The following is a 25422-nucleotide window of genomic DNA, read 5'->3' as shown; positions in this document are numbered from 1 at the left end:
CATAACTCATCATTGTCAGGCTTTTCATAATTATCTGAAATCCATAAATAAACTGTTTCAGAGAATAGGGGTAGTAAGCAACTTTATTTCAGATTATGCTGTTAAAAAACAAGCCAGCGCAAGCGAATTTATGTATAGATTAGTAGCGGTTTTAGCCACATTTCTTTTTTCAAACTTTACGTCCATGTCTTATGCGAGCGATGCTCATAGCGGCAAAGACCCTTGGCCAGAGATACGAAAGCAACGTATCGAGCAATTACTACCTAATGCTTTAAAAAACGCAAACGTAGATGCATGGTTGACCATTTGTAGAGAGAACAATAACGATCCCTTGGCAGATCATGTTGGTTGTGAAAATGCGGGGTCGACCGCGGTGTTTCTATTCTACCTTGAAAACAATACGTTTCATTCTCTCGCTTTCTCTCCCTCCAGCGAATCAACTGCATTAGCAGATCTTAATGTCATGCATGAGGTCATTTCCGTCCCGCGCAATCAATCGTCTATAGACCAAGTTGCTGTGTTCATCAAAACAAAAGGCTTTAAATCAATCGCGATAAATTCATCTAGCCAAAATGCTCAAGCCGATGGCTTAAGTTATTCCCAACGAAAGGCGCTCGAAAATGCCTTAGGTGATGACTATTCAAGCCGACTCGTATCATCAGAAAACGTGGTTTATAACTGGTTATCTGTAAAGCTCCCAGAAGAAGTTGCCATCATGAAAGAAGCCGCGAGGTTGACGGCATTATGGCAGATTGAGGCATACCAGCTTGTGGTTCCTGGAAAAACCACAGATGCGGATGTCGCGGCTTTCCTAAAAGAAAAAATGCGACTAGCCGGTGTTAAAGATGCGTGGGCGCCAGACCAAAACCCCAACGTAAATTCGGGACCTGATCGTGGCCACTCGCATGCTACCAATAGAGTCATTATTCCGGGCGATGTGATCCAAATCGACTTCGGTATCAAGCTGTACGATCGTTGGGTAAGTGATATTCAACGCTTTGCTTATGTTTTAAAAGAAGGAGAAACCGTTGCTCCCAAAGATATTCAACATTATTGGGACAGTGCAAAAGCTGGCGGATTTGCTGCATTTCAGGCCATGAGACCGGGTATAAAAGGCATTGATGTGGACGCTGCTCAATCCGTGTTGATGAAAAAAAGTGGTTCTGAACCGGTAATGTGGAGCACCGGTCATCCCGTCGGTTATGTTGCCCATGATACTGGTCCTAATTTAGGCGGCTCTCGTTCCCCTACTGTGAGACCAAGCGCTAATAAAAAACTTCAGGCTGGAATGGTATTCGCGTTTGACGGATTTCACAGTTGGCAACGCAAAGACGGAACGTTTAAAACGATTTCGGTGGAAGAAATGGCTGTCATCACCGAAAGTGGTGCCGAATACTTGATCCCACCGCAACAGGAACTCATTTTGATCCCCTCAAAATAAGCTTCGGTCCTAACTTTGTTATGTTGGTTTTCGTGTAATGGCGCAGATCGTACGTGCGTCAGTATTCTGATAAAGAAAAATAGGTCCACATGGCTTCCATTAAAAAGTGCCTATGGTCTGAGTTTGCTCTGCGTGCGTATGTGATATGTAATAAAGTGTAAAAAACATAAGTAGGAGAACAGATTGATTCACGTTTCTGACCTTAGTATGGAGTATGGACAGGAAGATAAACCACTTCGTGTACTCGATAACCTCAACTTTACTATGCACGGCGGTGATACTGTCGCTATTGTAGGACCATCAGGTTCAGGTAAAACGACGCTGTTACAGCTACTTGCTGCGCTAGAGCAGCCAAGCTCGGGTTATATCGAACTCGACAAGCAAAAACTTTCGACTCTTTCGACCGACGAACTCGCCGACTTTCGTCGCGATAACATGGGTATCGTATTCCAATCATTTCATTTAATTGATAGTTTAAGTGCATTGGCAAACGCAGCTTTACCCCTTGATATTGCCGGCCACGTCGATGCCCTACCTCGCGCAAAAAAAATGCTAGAGAGTGTTGGACTAGGACATAGAGTCAATCATTATCCACAACAACTTTCGGGCGGCGAACAGCAGCGCGTTGCTATCGCACGAGCCCTCGTGCATCAACCAAGGCTGATACTGGCCGATGAGCCTACCGGCAATTTAGATGAAAACACAGGCAAAATGGTCGCCGATTTACTATTTGACCTACATGCGCAATCTCAGGCAACTTTAGTCATTGTTACTCACGATATGCGCTTAGCTAAACGCTGTAAAAAACTGTTTTGCTTGGAGAAAGGTAAGCTGATAGTAGAGGAAAATCGTGACCTTCTCGTTTAAGTTTGCTTGGGCTGATTTAGTCCAAAGCCTCAAAAAATTATGGCTGTTTTGTGCGTGCTTAGTGTTTGGTGTGTGCTTGGTCATGGCCTCAGCTAGCCTCTATACCATGTTAGATAGAGTACTATTGTCGGATACTCGTGCGTTAATGGGCGGCGATATAGAAATCGAATCTAATCAACCGATTGATGAAGACGTTATTGCGTGGATACAAGAAACAAGCGACATTTCGCTTACCCGCGAACTAGATACCATGATAAGTACCGAGAGTGACGACTTTGCCCTTGTTGAGTTACTCAGCACCGATAGTGCATATCCACTTTATGGCAAACTTGCTCTTTCACCCGAACAAGATTTAAGTGATGCGCTGGCGAATGATGGCGAATATTGGGGAGTCGCGATTGATCCTATTTTAGCAGAGCGCTCATCATTAAGCGTAGGTGACAAGATTTATGTAGGCGATTTGACGCTAGTGATCAGAGCATTGGTACTAGAACAACCCGACAGAAGACTCAATGCAAACTGGCGAGGTGCACCTGTTTTAATTTCAGAACAAGCCATGAATGCATCAGGCTTAATGCGTCCCGGTAGTCGTGTCGAGCACGAATATAGGATCCGCACAGAGCTAGACGCTAGCACTTGGGAAGAAAATTTTATTAAGCAATTCCCAAATACCGAATGGGAAATTCAAACCTTCGAAGATAGAAGCGCTCGTATTTCTGAGCGTTTATCTCAAATTGCGTCGGGCTTATTAATTATTGCTTTTAGTACACTATTTATTGGTGGCTTAGGCGTATTTAATAGTATCTCGGTTTACCTACAAAGTAAGCGCGAAACAATCGCGACGTTAAAAGCATGTGGTCTAAGAGACTCACGTATTGGTCAGGTGTTCGTCATTCAAGTGGCTATTTTGGCCTCGCTTTCTGGTTTGATTGGCGTTTTACTCGGTAGCACTATGGCTTGGTTAGGTAGTCAGATATTGGCCCAAGACCTACCTGTGGCACTGTTAACGAATGATGTACTACTGGCAGCTATTGCCGCGTGGTGCTTTGGTATTGTCACTGCGTTTACGTTTGCTCTTCCCGCTTTAGGTCGTGCCTTGCAGGTGGATGTTGCGCACTTGTTTAGAGCCAATAGTATCCATGGTGACACTATGACTAAAAACTGGCGAATGGCGAGCTACCTCTTTGTCGTGCTTCTAACGTCAGTTGTCCTTCTGGCCATACCCGATGTTCTCTTTGGTTTGGCCTTTGTCGCCACAGTGGTCATTTGCCTACTCTTTTTTGAAGGTGTGGTGCATTTAATAAGGTACTTTTCTAAAACAATGGAGCAGCGCCCATCGCTTGCTCATCATGCAGCCATTCGTTTAGCGCTAGCGAATATGCATAGGCCTGGCACGCCATTAAGAGTTACTTTAATGTCTTTAGGCACCGCGCTTACCTTATTGGTAGCTTGTACCGTCATTGTTGTCAGTTTACTGCGACTGGTTCAAAACACGATTCCTGAGCAAGCACCAGCGCTTGTCCTCTACGATGTGTTGGCCAATCAAAAAGACGCCATTGAAACAAGCACACAAAAATTCGAATCGGTCGACAAGTTGACTTTGTCACCGATGGTACGCGCTAGAGTATTTGCGATTAATGGAACGCCAATTCGTGAGCTTGCTGAACAAGGAATAGATTGGCAAGACATGGCACGTGATGAGCATAAATTAAGTTATCTATCGAACAACATTGATGGTATCAAAATTGTAGAGGGAGGGATTTGGGACGATTCGTTCAACGCCGGTTCAGCAACACAAAGCAATACTAATACCGATATAGACTTCGCGTTTATTATGGAAGATCGTGAAGCAAAACAAATGCAATTAAATGTTGGCGATACACTGGGCTTTTCGCTTGTAGGTGCAGAACGCACGGGAGTACTCACAGGAATTTATAGTCAACAAGGTATACAAACACGCTTTTGGTTTGAAGCTATCATGTCGGATGGTGCACTCGATGAATTTATAAACTCATATGTTGGTACAGTGTACATGGATGACCAAGAGGCTTTAGCGTTACAAAGTGAACTTGCGCGAAATTACCCCAACATCATTACTGTACGTACAAAGGATTTACTCGACTCAGCTGGGGAGTTATTAAATAAAGGGACAAGCGGTTTAAGCATGATTTCAGTCATAAGCTTAGTCGTTAGTTTAATGGTACTTGCCAGTGTGATGGCAGCGGGTCGAAATAAGCAAAGTTATCATGCCATTATTTTATTTTGTATTGGTGCAAGAATATCGTATATACGCAAAGCGATTGCTATTGAATACGCTCTGTTAGCCGCGGTGGTAAGCGTATTCTCAATTGCTTTAGGTTTGCTAATTGCGGCGCTTGTCTTGCAATTGCGATTAAAAATATATGCGTTTGACGTTTACTGGCTTGGTGCAGGCTTAGCCATCGGCGCTTCAATTTTAGTGTTTGGATTTGGCGCTTTATATTTGTTTAAGAAGCTTGGCATTGTGCCTGCGAAATTACTGCGCGAAGGCGGTTAATGATTGTCAGTCTTCATTAATTGACTAAATTGAGTACATTGCTAAAGGCAATCGAAGGGGAATGGGAAAACTAGCACCCACTTGGCGCTTAACGCTCCCCTCGTCGCATAGGCATGCCATCGATATCGCGAAAGATCTCGTTCAATATAAGGCCATCATATTCGTGTCGCTTTGTTATGTGAAGACCAAGCTCTCGTTCCAAACACTCACGATCCCTACACCAATGAATCATTCCAACTCAGGCCGGTAAACGATAACCTCAGAGAATGTTCCATCTGAATATTTTAGTTTTAGAAATATTGGGCTAATTGCAAAGCTGTAACTGAGTATTACAGGGTTTCGAACATTCTCTCGTTGCTTCCAAGTTTCTTTTACTTCCATCACAAGCGGCTCGCTCAAACGTTCTATTAAGCTTGGCGCAGATGAGGAATTCACTGGCGTGCCCCAACTCATTGACGAATTCGATTCAGTCGAACTAGCAATCCGTTTTTCTTCTGCGCTTTTCAGATCTTCTCGTTTTGCCTCTGCTTGTGAAGATAGCTTTGCGAGGTTACCTGTACTAATAGATTGCATATCATCCGCTGCAAGACCAATGAAAATATCATCTATTTGATCAATTACTTCTTGCTTAGAATTTAACCACAAGAAATTACATGATCGACTGGTGCAGCCAATAACACGTTTAGGATCTTGTTTTAAGCCTAATAAGGTTTGTTGAGACTTCAGATCAAGGAGAGGAAGGCGGTAAGTAAAGCTTTTCTGGCGATTGTGCTCATCAACAAAACGCAGTTCAATATTGTAGTTGTTATCGGATAGCTGTTCGTTTGAAATGTTCGAAGCATAAAACCAACCATGCTCTGATTCTAACTCAGTTAATACTCCTCGATCTATTTGCATCAAGACTTGCTTTATGGATGGATCAGAAAACACAACTAAACTCACACCGAAATGATTGAGATCTGGTTTGAAGAAAACAGATGTAGCAGAGCTATTATTTGCATTTGCAGAGAAAGCTAAATCAAGGTGAGAGGAGCTTAAATGTATATTGCCTATATTACTTTTTGTTCCATCAACAAATTCGTATTGATAGTAAAGCGTTTCTCGTGTCATTGGCGCTAGAAAACGAAATTGTTCGTAATTATCGATATTAAAAACTATATCACCACTCGTTTTCATACTTGGAATATCAATGTAATTAATTAGTTTATCTTGATGTTCACCATAAGAAATACGTTTTACTGCTTGTTTAACCGCTGGCCATTTGAGCGTGCCAATATTCCCTTTTGGCGAACAAACACTAAAGCCTTTATCCATTGATTTGAATGGGTAGCACTGAAGGTTATTAATTTTTTTTAAATCGCTAATAATTGCCTGCGTTTTGTTATTGTTGTCTGTAATCGCTTCTTCAGCTAAACCCAATAAAGAAAACTGCATCGCTTCGCTCTTATTGCCCTCTAGGTCTTCAAGAACAACTAACACCGATTTGGGTAATACTGAGTTATCGGGAATGTTGAAACTCGCATCCATCAAAGTGGCTAGTTTTCGCAATTTTGTTTCATTATCAAATTCCAAATTAAAGTAAAACTGCTCGTATGGCATTTCTCTATTGCTCAAAATGCCGCTGCCGACAGGGGTTAATTTAAATGAGCTCGGAAGTGAGTGCTTCCCATACTTGGTTGTTATTCGAAAATCCTCCTGATTTATTTCTTGAATACTTTCATAGGCTTTTGGCATTTCAGGGTGGGTAGAGCGGTTTGAGAAAAATAAAGCCAAGAAAAAAATCAATATTGCTAAAATCGAAAGCACCAACAGATTCTTAGTTATCCAGCGGGATAATTTTGTGAATAAGCTTGTTTTCGTTATACCCTTTGGTGGCTGGCCCGTATGTTTTGAATAGTGAATAATCTGCTGCAGCCGTTCTTTATAATCTAAGGACCAATAATCAATCCATTGTTGTGCACTTAATATTAACTCGAGGCTTCGAGGGATTTCGACATCTTCGAGACGAATAGTAAAAATTTTACGCCGATACGATTTGGCCCGTTCTACTTCATTGATAACATATTCGGCATTTTCGGTATTACTTGATAACAATAACAGCAGGCTTTTTGATTTGCTGACTCCATCCAATATTTCTTCTAAGTAACTGTTGCCGGAATAAACATCTCTTGGGGCTATCCAGCACCTTAATCCATGCGACTCCAATGATTCACAAATCGCTATGGCTTGTTCTTTGTCAGGCCCGGCATGGCTAATAAAAATATCGTAATCATCCCTTTCACTGGTCTGTCCCATCGCCATGTTCCTTAGTTTCCTTGTCGTTATTTACTTATTCTAGTTCAATCGTTTATTTTTGCGAAAATACCATCCATCTGCTTCTGCAGAATCAAGCAAGTGGCATGCGGCATCACAGCATTCTCAATTTCACCGTTTAAGATAGACCGGCTCGCCGCCTCAATCTGAAACTCAAAGCCCGAACCCTCTCGCTTATCAATAAACTCATCAAGCACCTCCCCAACACCACTTAACTCAGCATCATCACCCGTCATCCTTGCGCAGGCAAGGACCTCCCCAACATCACCGCTTAACTCCCCAACATCACCACTGAACCTACCATGCTCCTCACCAAAACCCAACAAAAAACACTCTTCCGCTCGCCAAAATTCGGGAATAACAACACACCCTCGCTCACCCATAATAAAAGCAGCATTTGGCAACTTCTCACGAAAACTGCAAGCAAGCGTCGCACTGGCATCGGCATACTTAGCTTCAATCACCAAATCATCCTCCACTCCTAGATCATGTCTCTGTTGGTGATATTCAGCAGAAAGCGGCTGCTGTTCTATAAAGTACTGACCTAAGGCAAGCGTGTAGATCCCCAAGTCGTGCAAGCACCCGCCAGCAAGTTCTGGCTCATACATCCTGTCGCCGGGAATATAAGGCGTCGGATAACCAAAATCGGCTTTAACATGCACAATCTTACCTATTCGACCTTCGGTCACCCAGCGCTTCGCTTGTACTATGGCAGGTAGAAAGTAGGTCCACATGGCTTCCATCAAAAAGCGGTTTTGCTTTTGTGCTAATGCGATAAGTTCTGCACACTGTTCAGCGTTTACGGTGATGGGTTTTTCCACTAGAACATGCTTGCCTGCAAGTAGTGCGGCTTTGGCTTGTTCAAAGTGGAAGTTATGAGGTGTGGCGATGTAGATCGCATCAATTGTTGGGTCGCGATATAGCTGTTCATAACTCCCGTAGGCTTGGGGAATGTGATACAAGTTCGCGAAGCTTTGAGCGCTGTCGTGATTGCGCGACGCTACGGCAGCTAATTCTGCAGATTGGCTGAATTTGCTGTCTTTGCAAAAGGTATGTGCAATTCTGCCTGGGCCTAATATTCCCCAACGTATCCTCTTCTGCTCGGCCACGGTGCTCTCCGTTCTAGTTGTTTCGCTTAGTTAGTGCCCAACTGCTTCTCTAATTCTTCCAAAGATTTGCCTTTCGTTTCTGGCATCACGAAAACGACGAACACTAAGCCAATCACAGCGAAGCCGCCATAGACTAAAAAGGTCATTGCCGCCCCTAGATTTGCTAGTTCCCATGGGAATACCAGTTGCACACCAAAACTCGCCAAACTATTGATGGCGCCCACGAAGGAGATGGCGACGCCGCGTATTTGGTTAGGAAATATCTCTGAGAATAAGACCCACATCACTGGCCCTAAGGACACGGCAAATGAAGCTACAAACCCAAGTATGCCCACCATGATAAGCACCGCATTCATTTTCGCTGCGGCCTGAATTAATTGCGCTTGATTGGCGTTATAGCTTTCTTGGCCCAGGTTCTCAATCAAGGCTTCTTTATAATCCAAATCGTTGTCGTAAGTCACGCCGATTATGGCTTGTAAATCTTGTTGTTCAACATTCACGCTTAGCTTCGCAACAGTGGCAGGCGTCAACTCGTAGGTCGCCTGTTTAAAGCCGTAAGCGCAAATGCTCATGCTTATAATCACGCCAGCTAAGCCCATCACAAGTAAAGGCTTGCGACCCAGTTTGTCGATAAATGCCATTGCGATTAGTGTGAAGATGATATTGATTAAACCAATCCATATCGCTTGCATAAAGGCCGCGTTCGTCCCTACGCCACTTTGTTCAAATATAGTCGCTGCATAAAAGTAGATAGCATTCACGCCGGTGACTTGTTGCGCGATACCCACAACTAAACCAATCAGCAACGATAGTTTCAGGACAGGGCTAAACAGCATGCGCAAGCTCACTAAAAGAGACATTTTCTTTTCGCCAACCGACTGTTTAATTTGCACAACTTGTTCTACAATTTCTTCACTTGGCATTAGCTTTTGAAGCACTTCATTCGCTTCCTCATCACGGCCTTTTAATAGCAACCAACGCGGGCTTTCTGGAATACTGAACAGCAAAATTATAAATACAACTGCCGGCAACGCTTCAATGCCCAGCATCCAGCGCCATGTGTGTTGGTCTATCATGAGGTATTCCACCCAAGCACCACCGCTTTCACTTATTTGAAGAAAGAAGTAATTGGCAAAGTAGGCAACGGACAAACCCAAGACAATATTTAACTGGTTAATGGAAACCATTTTCCCTCGAGATTCAGGGCGACTAATTTCGGCAATGTACATGGGAGCAACGAGTAATGAACAGAATGCGAAACCGCCAATAACGCGGGCGACTACGAGCAATTCAAAACTGTTAGCTAAGGCTGAGGTAATCGCTGAAACGCAGTACAAAGCGGCAATGCCAATGAGGACTTTTCGTCGACCAATAGCATCACAGAGCGGGCCTACGAATAGAAATGAAAGTATGGCGCCTAAGGTTGGCGAGCTAACCACGAAACCTTGTTGCCAAGTGCTTAAATTAAACTCACTGGTCACAAAGCCGACGACACCAGAAATAACCGAGGCGTCGAAGCCAAAAATGAATCCTCCCATCGAAACAATCAAGGTATAACGAAGTGCTGCGTTGAAAAATCCCATTTTTTATTGCCTTTGATTTTGTGAGCAAATCGATTCCAATTGTTGGTCGACTTTTATTTTTATCTATATTCAGAATAGACGACATGTCTTTACGATACAACAGCCTATGTGTGGAATGAAAATTGTGCATACCCTATACTGGTTCCAACCAAAGATCTTATCGCATGCTCGCGATAGTTGCTTATAGGCAGACCATGAAGTTTACTTTATTGCGTATCATCATCGCCGCTATGCTCGTTCAACCATTTGCAGTGCTCCAAGCAAAAGAAGCGTCAAATGACTGTGAGCAATTAATTCAAAAGTCCTTTGCTAGCCAAATTAGCGCGGCCAAATTATTCCAAAATTCCCAATCGGTTTTCGTTGCGGTCGTATGCAAAGAAGCACCTCTTCCCATATATGAAGTTTTGTACGCCAACATGTACTCACCTGAAGTGCTGGCAACGGTAAGCCCTGTTGTGAGCTTCTCGAAAGTGAAGCAAGTTATTAATCCGAATGGCGAAAGTAAAACCACGGGAATTTTGGTTGCGGATAGAACAGAAGAGGATCAATTCACAATTAAAACGCGCACTCGTTTAGCCACAGGCGAAGCTATAGATATTAATAAGCAAACTACGCTCGATGAGGGCAAATTCATCCTATTTGAAGACCGTGGCTTTAGCGTCGGTTTGCTCAGATTACCGCGAGTAAAATCAAAGTAATTGTTCGTTTTGCTTCACTCATCTTGTTAAACACCCCGTTCATCCCATTTTTTGTAAGCATTTTGTTAAATTGACTAATATGTTTGATATATCAGGCTGAGAACTTTGAACATGAATATAGCGAACATGGATAAAACGAACATGGGTACTAAGACCACATTCAAGCAATTAGCAAAAAAGCATTTGAAGAAACCTGCTGTATTGCTGAGTTTATGCTTGTTACCGCTGAGTCAAAGCTTCGGTGGTTGGGAAACTACATGGATAGAGCGCTTCGACGGTGAAGGCGTTAATTGGGATAATTGGACTGCGCAAATTCAAGCCAACTATAACAACGAAATTCAGTGTTATACCGATGATGAGAGCTCCACTAATCGAAATTTTGAAGTGTCTGACGGCACATTGAAAATCACAGCTCGCAGACAAAATATCGATTGCCCCGGCCAAAACGGACGAAACCTACCGTGGACATCAGGTCGCATCAATAGCAAAGATAAAGCCGAATTTCTTTATGGTCGCCTTGAAGCTCGTCTTCGCTTCTCCGATTTACGTGGCGGTACGTGGCCTGCATTCTGGATGCTTGAAAATCGCATTGCTGAACACCCAATAAAAGGTGACAACGACAACGTGAACTGGCCAAACCCTGGCGCAGGCGAAATTGACGTTTGGGAATGGTATGCCAATTCTGGTGACCGTTATATCACTAACTTTTTTAACGTCGGCAATTGTGGCGGTGAAGTAAGACCCACTTATAGTGGCGGCGCGAACGATGTGACCACTTTCCATACATACGCCATTGAGTGGACGGCGGATGAAATCAAATTCTTCATGGATAATAACCTTGTTGCCGAGCATGACTTATCGAATTGCTCACAATACGAAGAGCCAATGTTTGTGCTGTTAAACGTCGCTATCGGCGGCAATTTAGGTGGCGCAGTTGACGCAAGCCTGAATTCGGCAACGATGGAAGTCGATTATGTAGCGCACTGCTCAGCAAGTGATGCGAGTGAATGGCAGCAATGTAACGAAAGCACACCAATGGCGCTTGATGACGACAACGATGGTGTAAGTAACAGCCAAGATCAATGCCCAAATACGCCGCCAAATGTCGAAGTTGATTCTACCGGTTGCCAATTCTTCACAGAACCTCAGGAAGAAGCACCGACGCCGAATAATGTCGAAAGTGAGGTGGTTTCACTTTACAGCGATAGTTATCAAAGTATTGAAAGCGTTGATTTCAATCCAAATTGGGGACAATCAACTACCGTTAGCGAAGAACAAATACAAGGTAACAATGTACTAAAGTACACAGCCCTGAATTATCAGGGCACAGACTTTGAAGATAATAAACAAGATGTTTCGTCGTTCGATAACATCTATCTGAATTACTGGACACAAGATTCAAGTGCATTAAAGATTTACGTGATTAGCCCTGGCCCACGTGAAACATTCTTTGAAGTGGATGTGGTTCAGCAAGCTTGGCAAACGCTTGTTATTCCTTTAAGTACCTACGCAAGCGTGGTGGATTTAAGCGATGTATTTCAGCTAAAAATTGAAGGTAACGGCACAATATTTTTGGATAACATTTACTTCGGAAATGACACGGAAGCCGCAACGGATACTGATGGTGACGGCGTGATAGATGCCGATGATGAATGTCCTGGTACTGCCAGCGGTGTCGAAGTGGATAGCAAAGGTTGTGCGGTCGTTGCACCAACACCTGCGCCGCCAGCACCTGAAACACCGCCTGCGACACCGGAAGCTGAATCAAGTGGTGGTTCAATGAACTTCTTAGTGTTGATTGCTTTAGCGTGTTTTGGTTTCAATAGGCGTGTGAAAGCGCCAAGCTACTTCAAATAAGCTGCCAAAAACGTATCCAACTCATCAAAAAATCGCTGCCTATCGGGACCAGTCGTTAGGTAGTGATCGCCAGTTTCTAATTCCACATATTTCACTGGCTTTCCTAAGTCTTCCAATTCTTCGGCGTAAACTCTGGATTGCTCAACATGCACAACTCTATCTTCATACCCATGCACTAATAAGGTTGGCGTTTTCACTTTTTCGGCATTGTAATAAGGTGAACGGGCTTTCATGTCTGAACTGTCATCGCCAATTTGGTTTTCGGCAACCAAAGAGCCGCCCAAGAACTTGCTTTGTCTATATGCCAATTTGGGCAAATGCGTCACGCCAGCAAAACTCACCGCACAGCTGAACAAATCTGGCGTTTTTACCGTTGCCATAGTGGCTGCATAACCGCCGTAACTGGCACCCACAATGCACATCTTATCTTTATTCGCGATCCCTTCTTTTATTAACCATGTTGCGGCATCACTGATGTCGTCTTGCATTTCAAGCCCCCAGCGTTTCATTTGCGCTTCTGAAAACTCTTTACCATAGCCAGAAGAGCCACGGAAGTTTGGTCTGAATACAGCATAACCCCGATGCGCCATAAATGCGGTCCAATAATCAAAACCACTATAGTCGCGTGCACCTGGCCCGCCATGCGGATGGATCACCATCGAATAGGGAGCTTCACCTTGCAAAGGAAGCGTTAAATAACCTTCGATTTCTACCCCATCACGAGTGGTGTAGCTCACCTTTTTATTATCTGCAATGGACTCGGGAGGTAGTTGGGGATAGGTTCCAAATAAAGGATAAAGAGACTTCTGTTCTCGGTCGCCAAACATGTAAACACCGGGAATATTGTCGTTCTCAGCATATAAAATGTAGCGGTTTTCATCTTCACTGAAGCTGGTAATGTAATTATTAGTCTCAGGCATTACCTTGTCCAAGCCTTTATGAAAAGCCGTATGGCCATTCTTAAAATAATGCACACCATGGTCGGCGTGGGCATGATTCACGCCAATTACATCATTTGTTTTACTTGAATAAACTAGGCTGCCATCAACATCGTAGTTTTCATCGGCAAACACCAAGGTCTTTGTCATGCTCGTTAAATCTAGGCTGAATAAGGCTAGTTTGTCACCTTCATAGGTTCTGTAGTAAAGGATGTTTGGGTCAAGGTCGAAACCAAGGATCGTAATACCATTTTCAGTCATCGCGTTATATTCGAATATTTTACGTAAGTTAGTATCGTCGTCTTTGCGCTCGTATATGACAGTATCGCCATTTTTATAGTCGTAGGCTTTGCCAATTCTTACTCTACCTTGGCGATCAGTTGCCCAGCTTCTAATTTGGCGTTTGCCTTTAATGATACGAACAGCTCTGCCTGAGTTGACGTTTACTCTATATACCGACGGTAGGCTTTGGATATCAAAATCAGCGGCGGCTATTATGTGGTCTGGATCATTAGGTAAGTAATCAATCACATTGTCTTGAAACTGCGAAGTAAAGTCTTTGCTTCGAAAATTAGAGCCAACTTGTCTTGGTTTCATCAACTGCTGCGGCTTCTCTCCGTTTGAGTCGAAACGCATCGACAGCAAGCGAGTTTGATAATAGCGAGTGCCTCTGTCTTTGGAGCCAAATTTCGCACTGATAATGATAGTGTCATTATTTGCCCAACGAAACCAATTGAGCTTGATGTCTTCATTATCAGATTTCAGTAATAAGTAGTTCTTACCATTGTCGAGGTCGTAGGTCATTAATAAGGCTAAGTGTTTAGGCTCGGCAATATTATTGATGAAGGCGACGCGATTACCTTTCGGAGATAGTGCTGGACGGCTGAACTCTGGCAGCGCGGCGAAGTATTTAGCCGGAAGTTGCTCAGCAGCGTTATTTTGCTCAGCAGTTTGAGATTGCTCAGCAGTTTGAAGTTGCTCAAAAGCTTGAAGAGAGTTGGAGAAAAGAACGAAACTTAAACAAAACAACAAGCGCATTATAATTCCTTTTAATGAGTAAAATGCACATGTTGATTGTGCAGACCTAAAATAGACTAAAGCGAGGATGTATTCAAGAATCCGTACCAAGATGCTAAATGATCGCTTGCTACATCGCTGACTTCAATGCTGCAAGGAGTTCACCTCTAATAGGCATCGGCTTTTGAGATTGTCGGTCAACAAACACATGCCTTAGTTGACCTATAGCACTTAGCCTCTCTTCGTTATTAAAAATGCCAACAATATAGTCAACGGAGCTGTTTCCTATTCTCTCGACCTTGAAACCGCCAGTCAGTTTTTCAGGATAAGATACCGGGCGAAGGTACTCACAGTTCGACTTCACAATAAAGCCAATTTGCTCGCTCGTAACAGGATCAAAGTTCGCTTTCTCTATTAAAAACTGATTAATAACCGTGTCGAAATAAGAGTAATAATTCACATTGTTTACGTGGCCATACATATCGTTGTCCATCCATCGTGTGGTGATGGGCAGGTGGTAGGCAAAATCACTGAGGCTTAAATTAGTCATTTGGTTCTGCATTTTGACCTCCAATTTTTTCTTCATTTGCTTCGCTATGTGGATTTTTATTGAGCTCGTCACCAATCTCGCCACTATTCTCGCCACCATTCTCGCCAATCAGGGCATCGAGATACAATCGCTTCGCATCATCCAGTGACACTGGTTTCGGGTTATTCACTAGTAAGCGCTGTTGCTCAAGTGCATCGTTGGCTAAGGAGTTGATGTGCTTTTCTTCAATACCCAGCCCTGCCAATGATTGAGGCAAATTGAGTTGTTTAATTAAGCTCTGTAAATAGCGAACTAGTCGTTTTGCAGTGAGCTTAGCATCCTCATCCTTATCTGGTATGTCGTTATGCATAATATGAGGAGCGAGCTGTGCATATAAATCAGCACAATGACTGATATTGAAGTTCATGACATGAGGTAAAACCAAAGCATTGCTTAAGCCATGCGGAATATGAAATTGTCCGCCCAAGGGATAGGCTAAGGCATGAACCGCGGCAACTGGCGCATTCGCAAACGCTTGGCCAGCCATGCAGGAACCTAGCAACATCGCTTGGCGTGCTTCAAGGTTATCACCATTTACAGTCGCCTCGACAATGTTCTGGGAAAGCAATTGCAAGGCATGTATTGCCAGCATATCCGACATCATGTTTTTCTTAATTTTACTGGTATAGGCTTCAATGGCATGTACCATCGCATCAATGCCAGTGGCGGCGGTGATAGGTGCTGGCAAGCTAAGGGTTAAGCTCGCATCGAGTAGGGCAATATCAGGTAAAAGTTCTTTTGAAACGATGCCGGCTTTTGTAGTGTCGCCCGTGGTCACTATAGCAATTGGCGTAACTTCAGAGCCTGTGCCAGCTGTACTTGGAATGAGAATTAAAGGCAGTCGTTTTCCCTGCACTTTATCGACGCCATAAATATCCGCAAGGCTTTCTTCTGTGTTGGATAACAACGCAACTAGTTTTGCGGTATCCAGTGAACTTCCTCCACCTAAGCCAATGACACCGTCTACTTTCGCTTGTTTTGCATATTCCACGGCATCAAGAACAATAGCTTCTGGCGGATCGGCAACAACCTTGTCAAAACACCAATATTGCATTTGTGTGGCATTGAACACGTTTGTGATGGCCGCGACCAGACCATTTTCAACAATTCCTTTATCGGTAATGATAAGAGGTCTCGTTATGTTCAACGAACGGCATAGTTCCGTGATTTTTGCAGTGCCACCTATCTCACTAATAATTGATTTAGTGCTGGAGAAAATGAAAGGTGTCATAAACGCTCCTCTTATACTCGGCAAAGTAGACATATTTAGTTGTAACAAACGTAATGCAAGCGGACCAATTTTTTGTTTGTGATGGTTTAATTTGCTAGTAGAGCTTGAATGCTTTGGTTAGCGATGTAAAGCGATACAGTATCGTTATGTTTTAAAAGATATTTACTTCTGATAGTCTGAGTTATCAAACGCTTAAATCAAGCGACTGGAAAACTCTTAAATAATGGGAAAATCGATTTATCATGGAAGAAAGTAATCCAACGCAATTCAAATACCATGCTTTCATTTCTTACCGCCATGCTGATAACAAAGTGCAAGGCAGGCAATGGGCGACATGGTTACATCAGGCAATTGAGACTTACGAAGTCCCCAAAGATTTAGTTGGTCAAAAGAACGGTCGTGGCGATCTCATTCCAGAACGCATTTATCCTATTTTTCGTGACGAAGAAGAGTTACCAGCGCATGCTGATTTAGGTACTTCCATTGTAAGTGCTTTAGAACAAACCAATTTGCTAGTAGTGCTGTGCTCACCTAGGGCCGTTGCTTCCACTTATGTTGCCGATGAAATTGATTACTTTAAGAAGATAGGTGGTTCTGAGCGCATTATCGCTGCAATGATTGATGGTGAACCAAATACCAGTTGGGATGAAAGCAAAACTAGCTTGGGTTTTAGCAAAGAAGATGAGTGTTTTCCACTTCCGTTACAATTCGAATATGATCAAAATGGAAACCCCACCAAGAAGTATGCAGAGCCGATCGCCGCAGACTTTAGAATAAATAATAACGGCAAGCCAGAGCAAGGTTTTACGACACCAGCTGCTTATCGTGAATATTTGAAGAAAAACTCTGAGCTAAATAATAAAGAGATAGCAAAAAAAGTAGATTCTTACCAACAACAAATACATTTAATGCTGCTTAAAATTATTGCGGGGATTTTAGGTGTGCCATTAGGTGATTTGACGCAGCGGGATAAAGCATACCAGCTCGAACAGGCACGTTTGAAGGCAAAAAATTTACGAAAATGGCTGACCGGATTAGCTTTGTTAACGATTGCCTCGGTGGCAACTGGTATCTTTGCTTACGTTCAAAAAGAAAAAGCAGTTGAGCAACGAATTGCAGCGCAGACCACAGAAAGTCGATTCTTAGCAACGGCATCTATGGATAAGCTAAAAGGTACCGATTCGCAAGGAGCAGCTTTACAGATCTCACTGCAGGGCTTACCAAAGTCAGAGGACATGGAATCTCGGCCTGTTGTTCCCTTAACAATGTTCGCAATGACCTCTGCCTTACTAAACAATAGAACAGTTCAAGAAATCCCATGGGAACATAATAAATTTCAAAACGTTGTTGTATCAAATAATAATGAGCATTTAGTCTTTGAAGACAGCGGTGCTTTGTATCGTTACAAGTTAGAAAAGGGTCGATGGCTTGAGCAATCACCTGTACTTTTGAGTAAAAATGAAGACGATATACTCCGTGGTTTACCGGAGCAAGATTTGATACTGATACCCTGCAAGGAGGGATGCAATTACGTTAGCCGCAAAATTTCTTCACCGGAAATCGGAACCGAAATCAAACTAACACAAGCTCCTGACAGCGATGCTTTTCTTGCTCACTCAAACCCTTCTAGCTCACTTCAACATGTGTTACACCCCAATAACATCCTTGAAACGTTTGACCTGAAAACGGCTAAATCATTGGCAACCGTTGGCCTGAGTGCACCCTTGGAAAATAGCTTCGACCATGATGAAATCAAAACTCTTTACGTTAACAATAAGCTGAATCTAGTCGCCATAGTAAATGATACAAGTGTTCTAGTGTTCGATTTAATCACGGGCGAAGGACGTTTTTCTTTTGGTAGAGACGCTAATATAACGGCAACATCATTGGTGAAATCAAAATTAGCAATTGGCTATGAGGATGGTTATTTGCAAATAGTCAATTTTGAAACTCGAAAGTACATTTATCGAAATGCTATTCTAGCAGGAAAAATATCTGATATCGCTTTTGACACAGAAGCTAATCAGATAATGGTATCCTCAGTTGACGGAGGTGGCCTTGCCTATATGGATTTGCTATCGGACTCTGAACCACAAATCCTTAACGGGCTAGACGATAATGTTACTCAAGTCGCATTTTCTCCAGATGGCTCTTCCTTAATGGGCTTGGACGTAATGGGAAAAATTCGGATATGGCAGTATCAGAATCTAATGGGTACTTTAGATTTATGGCCAGTCATTGATTTTATGTTGCCAGATGCACGTGAAAGAAGTGGCTATATAAAACGGATGACTCAAGGTCGAATAGATGGGCGTAACGTCCGATTCGGACCTGACAATATATCGCTAATGGTAGCCGATAACATGTCTATTATCCGTATTGTCCAAATTGACGCTCCAATTGACTCAAAACTAAGTACCGACTTGCCTGGAGGACAAGAAATCTATAGTAGCCCCAGCGGACACACAATCGTATCTTTGGACCGTGAAAACAAGGCCCTTTCGATACTCGACAACTCTGATTTATCAGTGCTTAAAGTCGTAGATGATTTGCCCGCATCTCCTGATTTACTGATACTTTCGGACAAAGCCGATGCAATATTTGTTGTGATGGCTAGTATCGGAGTTATCGAACGCAGATCGACAAAAACTGGTGAGTTAGTTGCAACGCTGACCGGTATTTTAGATGCGCAAACCGAAAATACGAATATGCTAATTGGAGAAACAGTTTTCGGATATAGTCTTCGGGATGATGCTACAAAGTTAGCGATTGGCACATTAGATGGATATTTATTTGTTTGGGACTTGATTCAAAATTCACTTGATACGATGAGTCCAGTAGAGAGCAGAAGTAAAGCGCTTACGTCTTTGAGTTGGTCTCCGTCTGGAGAGTATTTAATGGTGTCATCTCTCAGTAACAAAGGCCCTGTTGTCGTCCACTTATCAAGTTATATCAGTCTATTAGATTCATCTGAGTATGATGCATTGATGTCAGATAATACCTTGGAAGATGAAGAAAGAGAGGAGAAACTATCTAAGCTGAGTAAGCGCAGAGAAGAGCAAGCCAAAATGTCTGTTCGTCCGCTTAAAGAAATAGTAAAACAAAGATTTAGAAGCGCTGTATATTTAGATGATAAGACGGTGCTAGGTATAACAGAACGAGGAGACATTATTACCGTCAACTTAGAGGGGGAGGTGCTTTATTCTAAAGATAAGGCACAAAAGAACATAGGTACAATGCTTACTTTAGACCGTTCGAAAGGATTGTTGTTTTCAGCCTCTGGCATGAGAGAGCGTTCACTCTGGTTAGTAAAGAACCCACGCGAACCCAAACTAATATGGGAAGGCCTCTCTTCAAACCCTCGTCCTTGGGTATCAGCAGATGGTAAAACCTTCGCAGTCTTGCCAAACCCCTCAAACATATTTCTGCTCAACACTGAAACAGGCAGTTTTATAACGGCTTATGGTGGTCATAAATTGCAAGTTTCGGGTGTTGCGTTTTCTAAGAACGGTAGCACTGTAATTTCAAGTTCATTGAACGGCACTTTAGTTTGGGATAATCCAAAAGGCTCGCCACAAAAATGGATTCAACGAGCAGAGAGTAATCTTAATCGGTTCTCACCTCTGAGCCGAGCTGAAGGGTGTTTAAATCATATTTTGCCAGAATCAGAATGCCCGGAGTTTAGGTAAAGGAAGTGAATTGAAATCATTCACACTGATACTTTTCACAACTTTACCTAGCGTTTGTTTTACTGACGTAGGGTTTTAAAAGTTAATTTTAGTTTACTTTTTTGTTGCTGTGTTGAGTTTTTGGAGGTGTGTTTTAAAATCCAATACTCTCTTTACACCTGCGATTGCTGCCGTATCAAATTATGATAAACATGATGCAAGCGGTCCAGTTCTTCTCTTGTGACAGCTGGATTTGCTAAGAGTGCTTGGATGCTTTGGTCAAGTGAGAAGAGCGTTTCGCGCATGTGGGCGTCGGGCACTAAGCTTTGCATCCATGTAATCGCGGCGACTCTTATGCCTTTGGTGACAGGTGTTACTTGGTGCAGTGTACTGGAAGGATAAAGCACAGCATCACCAGCATTTAGCTTGATGCGTTGTTCACCTGATTCTGTTTGGATCACAAGTTCACCACCTTCATATTCATCCTTTTCGGACAAAAATGTGGTCATCGACATATCTGAGCGTAAAACCTCATTACTATTTGGCATGCGCATTATGGCGGCATCGACATGAAAGCCATAGGTTTCGCCTTGTAAATAACGATTAAAACAAGGCGGAAAAATGCGATGTGGCAGTGCTGCTGAAATAAGTTTAGGTGTATTTCCAAACTTAGCCAGCAGCCGGTTAGTTAAGTTGATCACTTCTTCATTATTAGCATCAGCTTGGCCATTTTGCTTTACCGATGCGGCCATTCCCATGGCAGTTCCTTTGCCGTCATTCCAAGGGACTTGATCGAGCGTTTGCCGATATTCACGTACTTCTTGTTTACTTAGCAATTGTTCGATCAAGACCATTTGAATAGCTCCTTTTTTAAGAAATGAAAAATTACGAATTCAGTTTAAAATTCATAAGTTAGTGTCGCCTTAGCAGAACGCGCGTCGCCTAAATACATAAAGGCTCCCGAGCGATAGGCAGCAGTCCAGTACTCTGTATCTGTCACATTGCCAAGGTTCAAACGAAGGGTAGTGCTTTCAGATACAGTATAGTTCGCAAATAAATTCACCACGTTGTAGCTTGGCACAACAATGCTGTATTGTGAATTTGTTGAATCGTAGGAAGCCGCTGTGTCGGGTTGCCCACCATACATCTCGCCTTTATGGGTAAAGTCGCCACCGAAGGCAAATTTATCGTTTAGCTGATAGCGTAATTGCATATACAAACTGTCGCCAGCGAAGTTACTTAACTCTAGCCCTACATTGCTTTGTTCAACTGAATCCAATACCTCAGAGTTCATTTTGGCAGCGCTTATTTGCACGCTGAGTTGCTCGGTAATATTACCGTTCATAGCTAGCTCTATACCATCGACACGGTTTTTGCCTGTGTTTAATGTGCCTAATGTTGAATATGCATCACCCACACTTTCCATCACATCGTATTTAGTCAGTTGAAACCACGCTGCGGCAATGAAGAGCTTCTCATCCAAAACTGACCATTTCGTTCCAAATTCAATGTTCTCTACAGTTTCAGGATCGGCCATTGCGGCTTGATCAGGATCGCCACATAAACCACCGTAGCCACAGTTCGCACCTAAATCGGATTCACCCCCATTGATGTTGGTTGCTGTGGAGTAGGTAGCGTATACATTGGCGTCGTCGGTGATACTGTAAACCACACCAAGATGGCCATTGTAGAAGTCATCTTTGTAAGCATAGTCGAGCTCGCTTCCTCTGCTGACAACGTCATTGCTGTAATCGATAGTGTCTTGGCGAAGGCCAAAAAATACCTGCCAATGATCATTGATTGTAGCTGTATCCATCACATAGGCTGCAAGCGTTTGCGCTGAGAATAAAGCATCCGAGTCACCTTTCTCAAATGTTCGCCCAATGATGTTGCTGGCATTCTGATACACCTCGCCCTGCGCATTTATAAGACAGTAAGCTGGACTTACGCCTCGTCTGCCGGAAGTAAAACAGTTTGTATCGTTGTTATATGCGATGTTGTAAACGCCGTTATCTACCTCTTCATCGGTAAATTCGAGACCGAAAAGAAGCTTATGGTCAATGCTACCCGTGCTGACTTCCCAAATTAAGTTGAACTGCGTGGCGAAGTATTCAACTTCTTGCCAACCCTGATGAGTGCTCAAGGAGATAGTGTCAGCACCCGGTGCGAATGGGTCTTCATCGGCCCGAACGGTTCCTCTCGCGCCTGTCGATAGATAGCCGTTACTGGTTTCCCCATATCGCGTTGAATTGAAGAATTTAAGCGAATCGCTAATGTCATATTCGGTTCGAAGAGTAAGGGCAACTACGTCGGAATCTAAGAAGTCCTCGTCTTGCGCGTAAACAGGAATGTCCTTCACGGGCTTTCGAGATGCGCTATCAAAATAGCTACCTAAATCAGGCGTGTCTTCAGCTTTTAAATAGTAAAAATCGGTGTATACACGCAGGTCATCAATATTGTCATACAAGCCGGATAATAGAAGGCCTTGTCTGCTGCGGCTAATACCATCACGGTTTGGCGCATCTTCTTCAGTGCTAAGTACATTGATGCGAGTAGCAAAGTTTTCGGTTAATGGTGTGTTGTAGTCGAGTACCAGTCGGTGATGATTATCCGTGCCTATGCTTGCATCAACGCGCCCAAAATCATAAGCGGTTGAGGCTTTTTTAGTGATGCTATTCACGGCACCACCGGACGAACCACGGCCAGCGAAAGTAGAGCTTGGGCCTTTCGTAATTTCAACTTGTTCAGTAGCGAAGCTTTCACGAGTGGTCATGCCTGGATCACGCAAACCATCAACAAACACATCTGAGCGGGCTTCGTGACCACGTATAATGTAGCGGTCGCCAAAGGCGTTTCCATTCTCACCTGTTCCCAAAGTCACACCAGCTTGCGCCGCTAAAATTTCTTTTAAATCGGTTTTACCCGACTCTTCAATTTGGTCTTTGGTTAATACTGTGATGGTTTGTGGCGTATCGACAAGATCAGCGAGTCGGCGTACATCGCCAGATTTTTTCACATCATAGATGGAGTAGCGAACACCGTGCACTTTAATTAACTCGATGACTTGAGTGTCACATTCTTTGTCGGCTGTATCGCAATTTTCCGGAGCGTCAGCAGCATAAGCCTGGCCCATGGTGAGAGCTAAGGTGGTGAGTAAAGCATGAGAACCAAGGCTTGAAGCCTTGTTGTGAGGAGTAGACATAGTAAGCACTTTTCCTTTTTTGATTATTGTTAAGTGGTGAAGTTTGGGGATGATAAAGACTTTATTTTGATTTGTAAATACAAATGATAATGATTCTCAATTAGATTGGTGGGAGGGGAGGTTTCAGTTATTACATTTATATTTGCTTTGATTGCCTGATAATGTTTGCGAGTAAGTTGTAGATTTGTTTATTTCGCTAACACTCGTCTTGACCTTAGAGTTACGTTAAGCTTTATACTTCAGCTAATCCTTCTCATTCTTCAGTTTTATAAGAAATCAAATATGCCTTATTTATTATCCTCAACTTTAATGTTTATCAGTCTTAGCTTTGTTGCTTTCAGCGTCGAGAGCTCAGCAGCGACAAGTAACGGCACTTCTACCGTGACTAGCGCCGAGAACAAAAACGGGCACAAAGACGAGCACAAAGAGGGGCACAAGGACGAACACAAAGGCGACCACAACGACGAACACGAAGACGAACATCATCACGACGACCAAGTAGAAAAAATAGTAGTACAGGCAACACGCTCAGGACGTATCGCCGACGAGCAGCCTATTCGCGTTGAACTGATTAACCGAGAAGAAATAGAAGAAAAAGCAGCTATGAGGCCCGGAAATATTTCCATGCTGGTGGCAGAAACGGGCGGCGTGCGAGTGCAAACAACCTCTCCCGCACTAGGCAGTGCAAACATTCGCCTTCAAGGCATGTTTGGACGATACACACAATTACTGTCAGATGGTTTGCCGCTTTATGGTAATCAAGCGGGTTCAATCGGTTTGCTACAAATTCCACCTACCGATCTTGGGCGTGTCGAAATAATAAAGGGTTCAGCGTCATCGCTTTACGGTGGCTCAGCGCTGGGTGGAGTGATCAACCTTGTGTCGAGGGCGCCGAGTGATAAATTCCAAGGTGAAGCCCTAGTGAATTTCACCACGCGCAATGGGCAGGATCTCACGACTTATGTTGAAGCTCCACTTAGCAGTAACTTAAAAGGTTCGATTACCGCAGGTGCTCACCATCAAAAAACCGAAGACATAGATAACGACGGATGGATTGACTTAGCAGGATACGAACGATACACCGCTCGCCCACGTTTATTTTGGGAAGGTGAAAACGGAGAAACGATGTATGCAACCGCTGGGTTCATGCGTGAGAACCGCACTGGCGGCACACTGCCGGGTCGCACCGTGGCTGACGGAAACCCATTCGTAAACGCACAAGATTCACAGCGCGTTGACAGCGGTTTTGTGTTCAAAAAGCCTGTCTTTGATAACATGACCTTTAGCACCCGCGCATCGATGATGTTGCAAGAGCATCAACACAGCTATGGCGATATAGCGGAAGATGATCAGCATGAAAGCTATCTGCTTGAAACCAGTGTTTCAGGCTACAGCGATAAGACTGATTGGGTGATGGGCCTAGCCTACCAATCGGATGTGTACGAATCAGATACCTACCCAAGCTTCGATTACAGTTATGAAGTACCAGGGCTTTTTGCACAACTAGATTACACCCTCACCGACGAAATCACGACCTCGTATAGCGCACGTTTAGACAGTCATAACGAATTTGGCACGCAGTTTAGCCCACGCGTGTCGGTATTGTATCGCCCTGGTGGTTTAACCGTTCGTGGCTCGTACGCACATGGCTTTTTCGCGCCCACGCCTTTTGTTGAAGACATCGAAGCCGCTGGTTTATCAAGGCTTGAATCGATTCAGAACTTGCAAGAAGAACAGGCAGAAACAGCCTCACTGGATTTCACCTACACCTTCGACAATATTGAAACCAGCCTTACCCTGTTTGGCTCGAAGGTCGACAACGTGACCGAACTAGAAGCCTTTGCATCGAACAACGACGGCAACTTAGATAGAGTCAGGTTGGTCAACTCAGAAGGCGCTAGCAACATTCGCGGTTCAGAGATCCTTTTGCGCTATTACTGGCGCGATGTAAAGCTCACGGCCAGTTATTTATATTTGGATGCCACAGAAGAATCGCCATTAGAAGCGGGCAAGCGAGAAATTGCACTCACCCCGAAACACTCCGCTGGCTTTGTCGCAATGTGGGAGCAGCATGGTAACTTCAGAGCCGGTTTTGAAGCGTATTACACAGGCACACAAAGACTCAACAATAACCCTTATGTTGAACGTTCGAACCCCTACTGGCATCTTGGTTTGATGGGCGAGATTACGATTGGACGCATCAGCTATTTTATTAATTTGGAAAACTTGTTGGATGTTAAGCAGACTGATGAGCATCCGTTGTTGTTGCCGAATAGGGCTGCGAGTGGGCAGTGGACGACGGATATTTGGTCGAGGAATGATGGGTTTATTGTGAATGGTGGGGTTAGGGTTAGGTTTGGGGGGTAGGTTTTT

The 25422-nt window shown here is 43.6% G+C and carries 15 protein-coding genes; 7 read left to right on the top strand and 8 right to left on the bottom strand.

Annotation, left to right across the window (positions count from 1 at the left end; translation table 11 throughout):
• Window positions 1-130: 130 nt before the first annotated feature.
• The 3 genes from ACKLNX_RS09210 (at window position 131) to ACKLNX_RS09200 (ending at window position 4844) form a co-directional block, all read left to right on the top strand.
• A complete protein-coding gene (locus ACKLNX_RS09210) occupies window positions 131-1441 on the top strand; it encodes a M24 family metallopeptidase (RefSeq protein ID WP_412972138.1) in 1311 nt (436 codons plus the stop codon).
• 207 nt (window positions 1442-1648) lie between these two features.
• Window positions 1649-2308, top strand: a complete 660-nt coding sequence (locus ACKLNX_RS09205; protein ID WP_412972182.1) for an ABC transporter ATP-binding protein — start codon at window positions 1649-1651, stop codon at window positions 2306-2308.
• Complete coding sequence (locus tag ACKLNX_RS09200) at window positions 2292-4844, top strand: ABC transporter permease (RefSeq protein ID WP_412972137.1); 2553 nt, start codon at window positions 2292-2294, stop codon at window positions 4842-4844. The genes ACKLNX_RS09205 and ACKLNX_RS09200 overlap by 17 nt, the downstream gene beginning before the upstream one ends.
• A 228-nt stretch (window positions 4845-5072) precedes the next feature.
• Here the strand turns inward: ACKLNX_RS09200 and ACKLNX_RS09195 are convergent, their stop codons facing one another.
• From ACKLNX_RS09195 to ACKLNX_RS09185, 3 genes are read right to left on the bottom strand one after another with little or no spacing between them, the layout of a single operon-like run.
• The gene (locus ACKLNX_RS09195; protein ID WP_412972136.1) at window positions 5073-7139 is read right to left on the bottom strand and encodes a toll/interleukin-1 receptor domain-containing protein; all 2067 of its coding nucleotides are present in this window, start codon (window positions 7137-7139) and stop codon (window positions 5073-5075) included.
• A gap of 44 nt (window positions 7140-7183) precedes the next feature.
• Window positions 7184-8266, bottom strand: coding sequence for a Gfo/Idh/MocA family protein (locus ACKLNX_RS09190; RefSeq protein WP_412972135.1), 1083 nt, complete (start codon window positions 8264-8266; stop codon window positions 7184-7186).
• Window positions 8267-8292: 26 nt separating this feature from the next.
• Complete coding sequence (locus tag ACKLNX_RS09185) at window positions 8293-9849, bottom strand: sugar porter family MFS transporter (protein WP_412972134.1); 1557 nt, start codon at window positions 9847-9849, stop codon at window positions 8293-8295.
• A 194-nt stretch (window positions 9850-10043) separates the two neighbouring features.
• On the opposite strand from ACKLNX_RS09185, the gene ACKLNX_RS09180 reads away from it, so the two are divergent.
• Together ACKLNX_RS09180 and ACKLNX_RS09175 are read left to right on the top strand one after the other, a co-directional pair.
• On the top strand, window positions 10044-10547 hold the full coding sequence (locus tag ACKLNX_RS09180; RefSeq protein ID WP_412972133.1) for a hypothetical protein: 504 nt from the start codon (window positions 10044-10046) through the stop codon (window positions 10545-10547).
• A gap of 111 nt (window positions 10548-10658) precedes the next feature.
• Complete coding sequence (locus ACKLNX_RS09175) at window positions 10659-12404, top strand: family 16 glycosylhydrolase (protein WP_412972132.1); 1746 nt, start codon at window positions 10659-10661, stop codon at window positions 12402-12404.
• Here ACKLNX_RS09175 and ACKLNX_RS09170 read toward each other — a convergent pair.
• The 3 genes from ACKLNX_RS09170 to ACKLNX_RS09160 form a co-directional block, all read right to left on the bottom strand.
• Entirely contained in the window at window positions 12392-14380 is a 1989-nt protein-coding gene (locus ACKLNX_RS09170; RefSeq protein ID WP_412972131.1) for an alpha/beta hydrolase family protein, read from the bottom strand. The genes ACKLNX_RS09175 and ACKLNX_RS09170 overlap by 13 nt on opposite strands.
• Before the next feature lie 109 nt (window positions 14381-14489).
• The gene (locus ACKLNX_RS09165; RefSeq protein ID WP_412972130.1) at window positions 14490-14921 is read right to left on the bottom strand and encodes an acyl-CoA thioesterase; all 432 of its coding nucleotides are present in this window, start codon (window positions 14919-14921) and stop codon (window positions 14490-14492) included.
• Complete coding sequence (locus ACKLNX_RS09160; RefSeq protein WP_412972129.1) at window positions 14902-16179, bottom strand: iron-containing alcohol dehydrogenase; 1278 nt, start codon at window positions 16177-16179, stop codon at window positions 14902-14904. The genes ACKLNX_RS09165 and ACKLNX_RS09160 overlap by 20 nt, the downstream gene beginning before the upstream one ends.
• A gap of 242 nt (window positions 16180-16421) precedes the next feature.
• On the opposite strand from ACKLNX_RS09160, the gene ACKLNX_RS09155 reads away from it, so the two are divergent.
• Window positions 16422-19868, top strand: a complete 3447-nt coding sequence (locus ACKLNX_RS09155) for a toll/interleukin-1 receptor domain-containing protein (protein WP_412972128.1) — start codon at window positions 16422-16424, stop codon at window positions 19866-19868.
• Between the two features lie 152 nt (window positions 19869-20020).
• Here the strand turns inward: ACKLNX_RS09155 and ACKLNX_RS09150 are convergent, their stop codons facing one another.
• Together ACKLNX_RS09150 and ACKLNX_RS09145 are read right to left on the bottom strand one after the other, a co-directional pair.
• Window positions 20021-20701 (bottom strand): Fe2+-dependent dioxygenase, encoded by a 681-nt coding sequence (locus ACKLNX_RS09150; RefSeq protein WP_412972127.1) that lies wholly within the window; start codon window positions 20699-20701, stop codon window positions 20021-20023.
• Window positions 20702-20745: 44 nt separating this feature from the next.
• Window positions 20746-23049 (bottom strand): TonB-dependent receptor, encoded by a 2304-nt coding sequence (locus ACKLNX_RS09145; protein ID WP_412972126.1) that lies wholly within the window; start codon window positions 23047-23049, stop codon window positions 20746-20748.
• Between the two features lie 282 nt (window positions 23050-23331).
• Here ACKLNX_RS09145 and ACKLNX_RS09140 point away from each other — a divergent pair, with 282 nt between their 5' ends.
• On the top strand, window positions 23332-25416 hold the full coding sequence (locus tag ACKLNX_RS09140) for a TonB-dependent receptor plug domain-containing protein (RefSeq protein WP_412972125.1): 2085 nt from the start codon (window positions 23332-23334) through the stop codon (window positions 25414-25416).
• The last annotated feature ends 6 nt before the right edge of the window (window positions 25417-25422 follow it).

Source organism: Glaciecola sp. MF2-115, assembly GCF_047250385.1.
Classification (GTDB): Bacteria; Pseudomonadota; Gammaproteobacteria; order Enterobacterales; family Alteromonadaceae; genus Glaciecola.
This window is presented reverse-complemented; position numbering and strand designations above follow the sequence as displayed.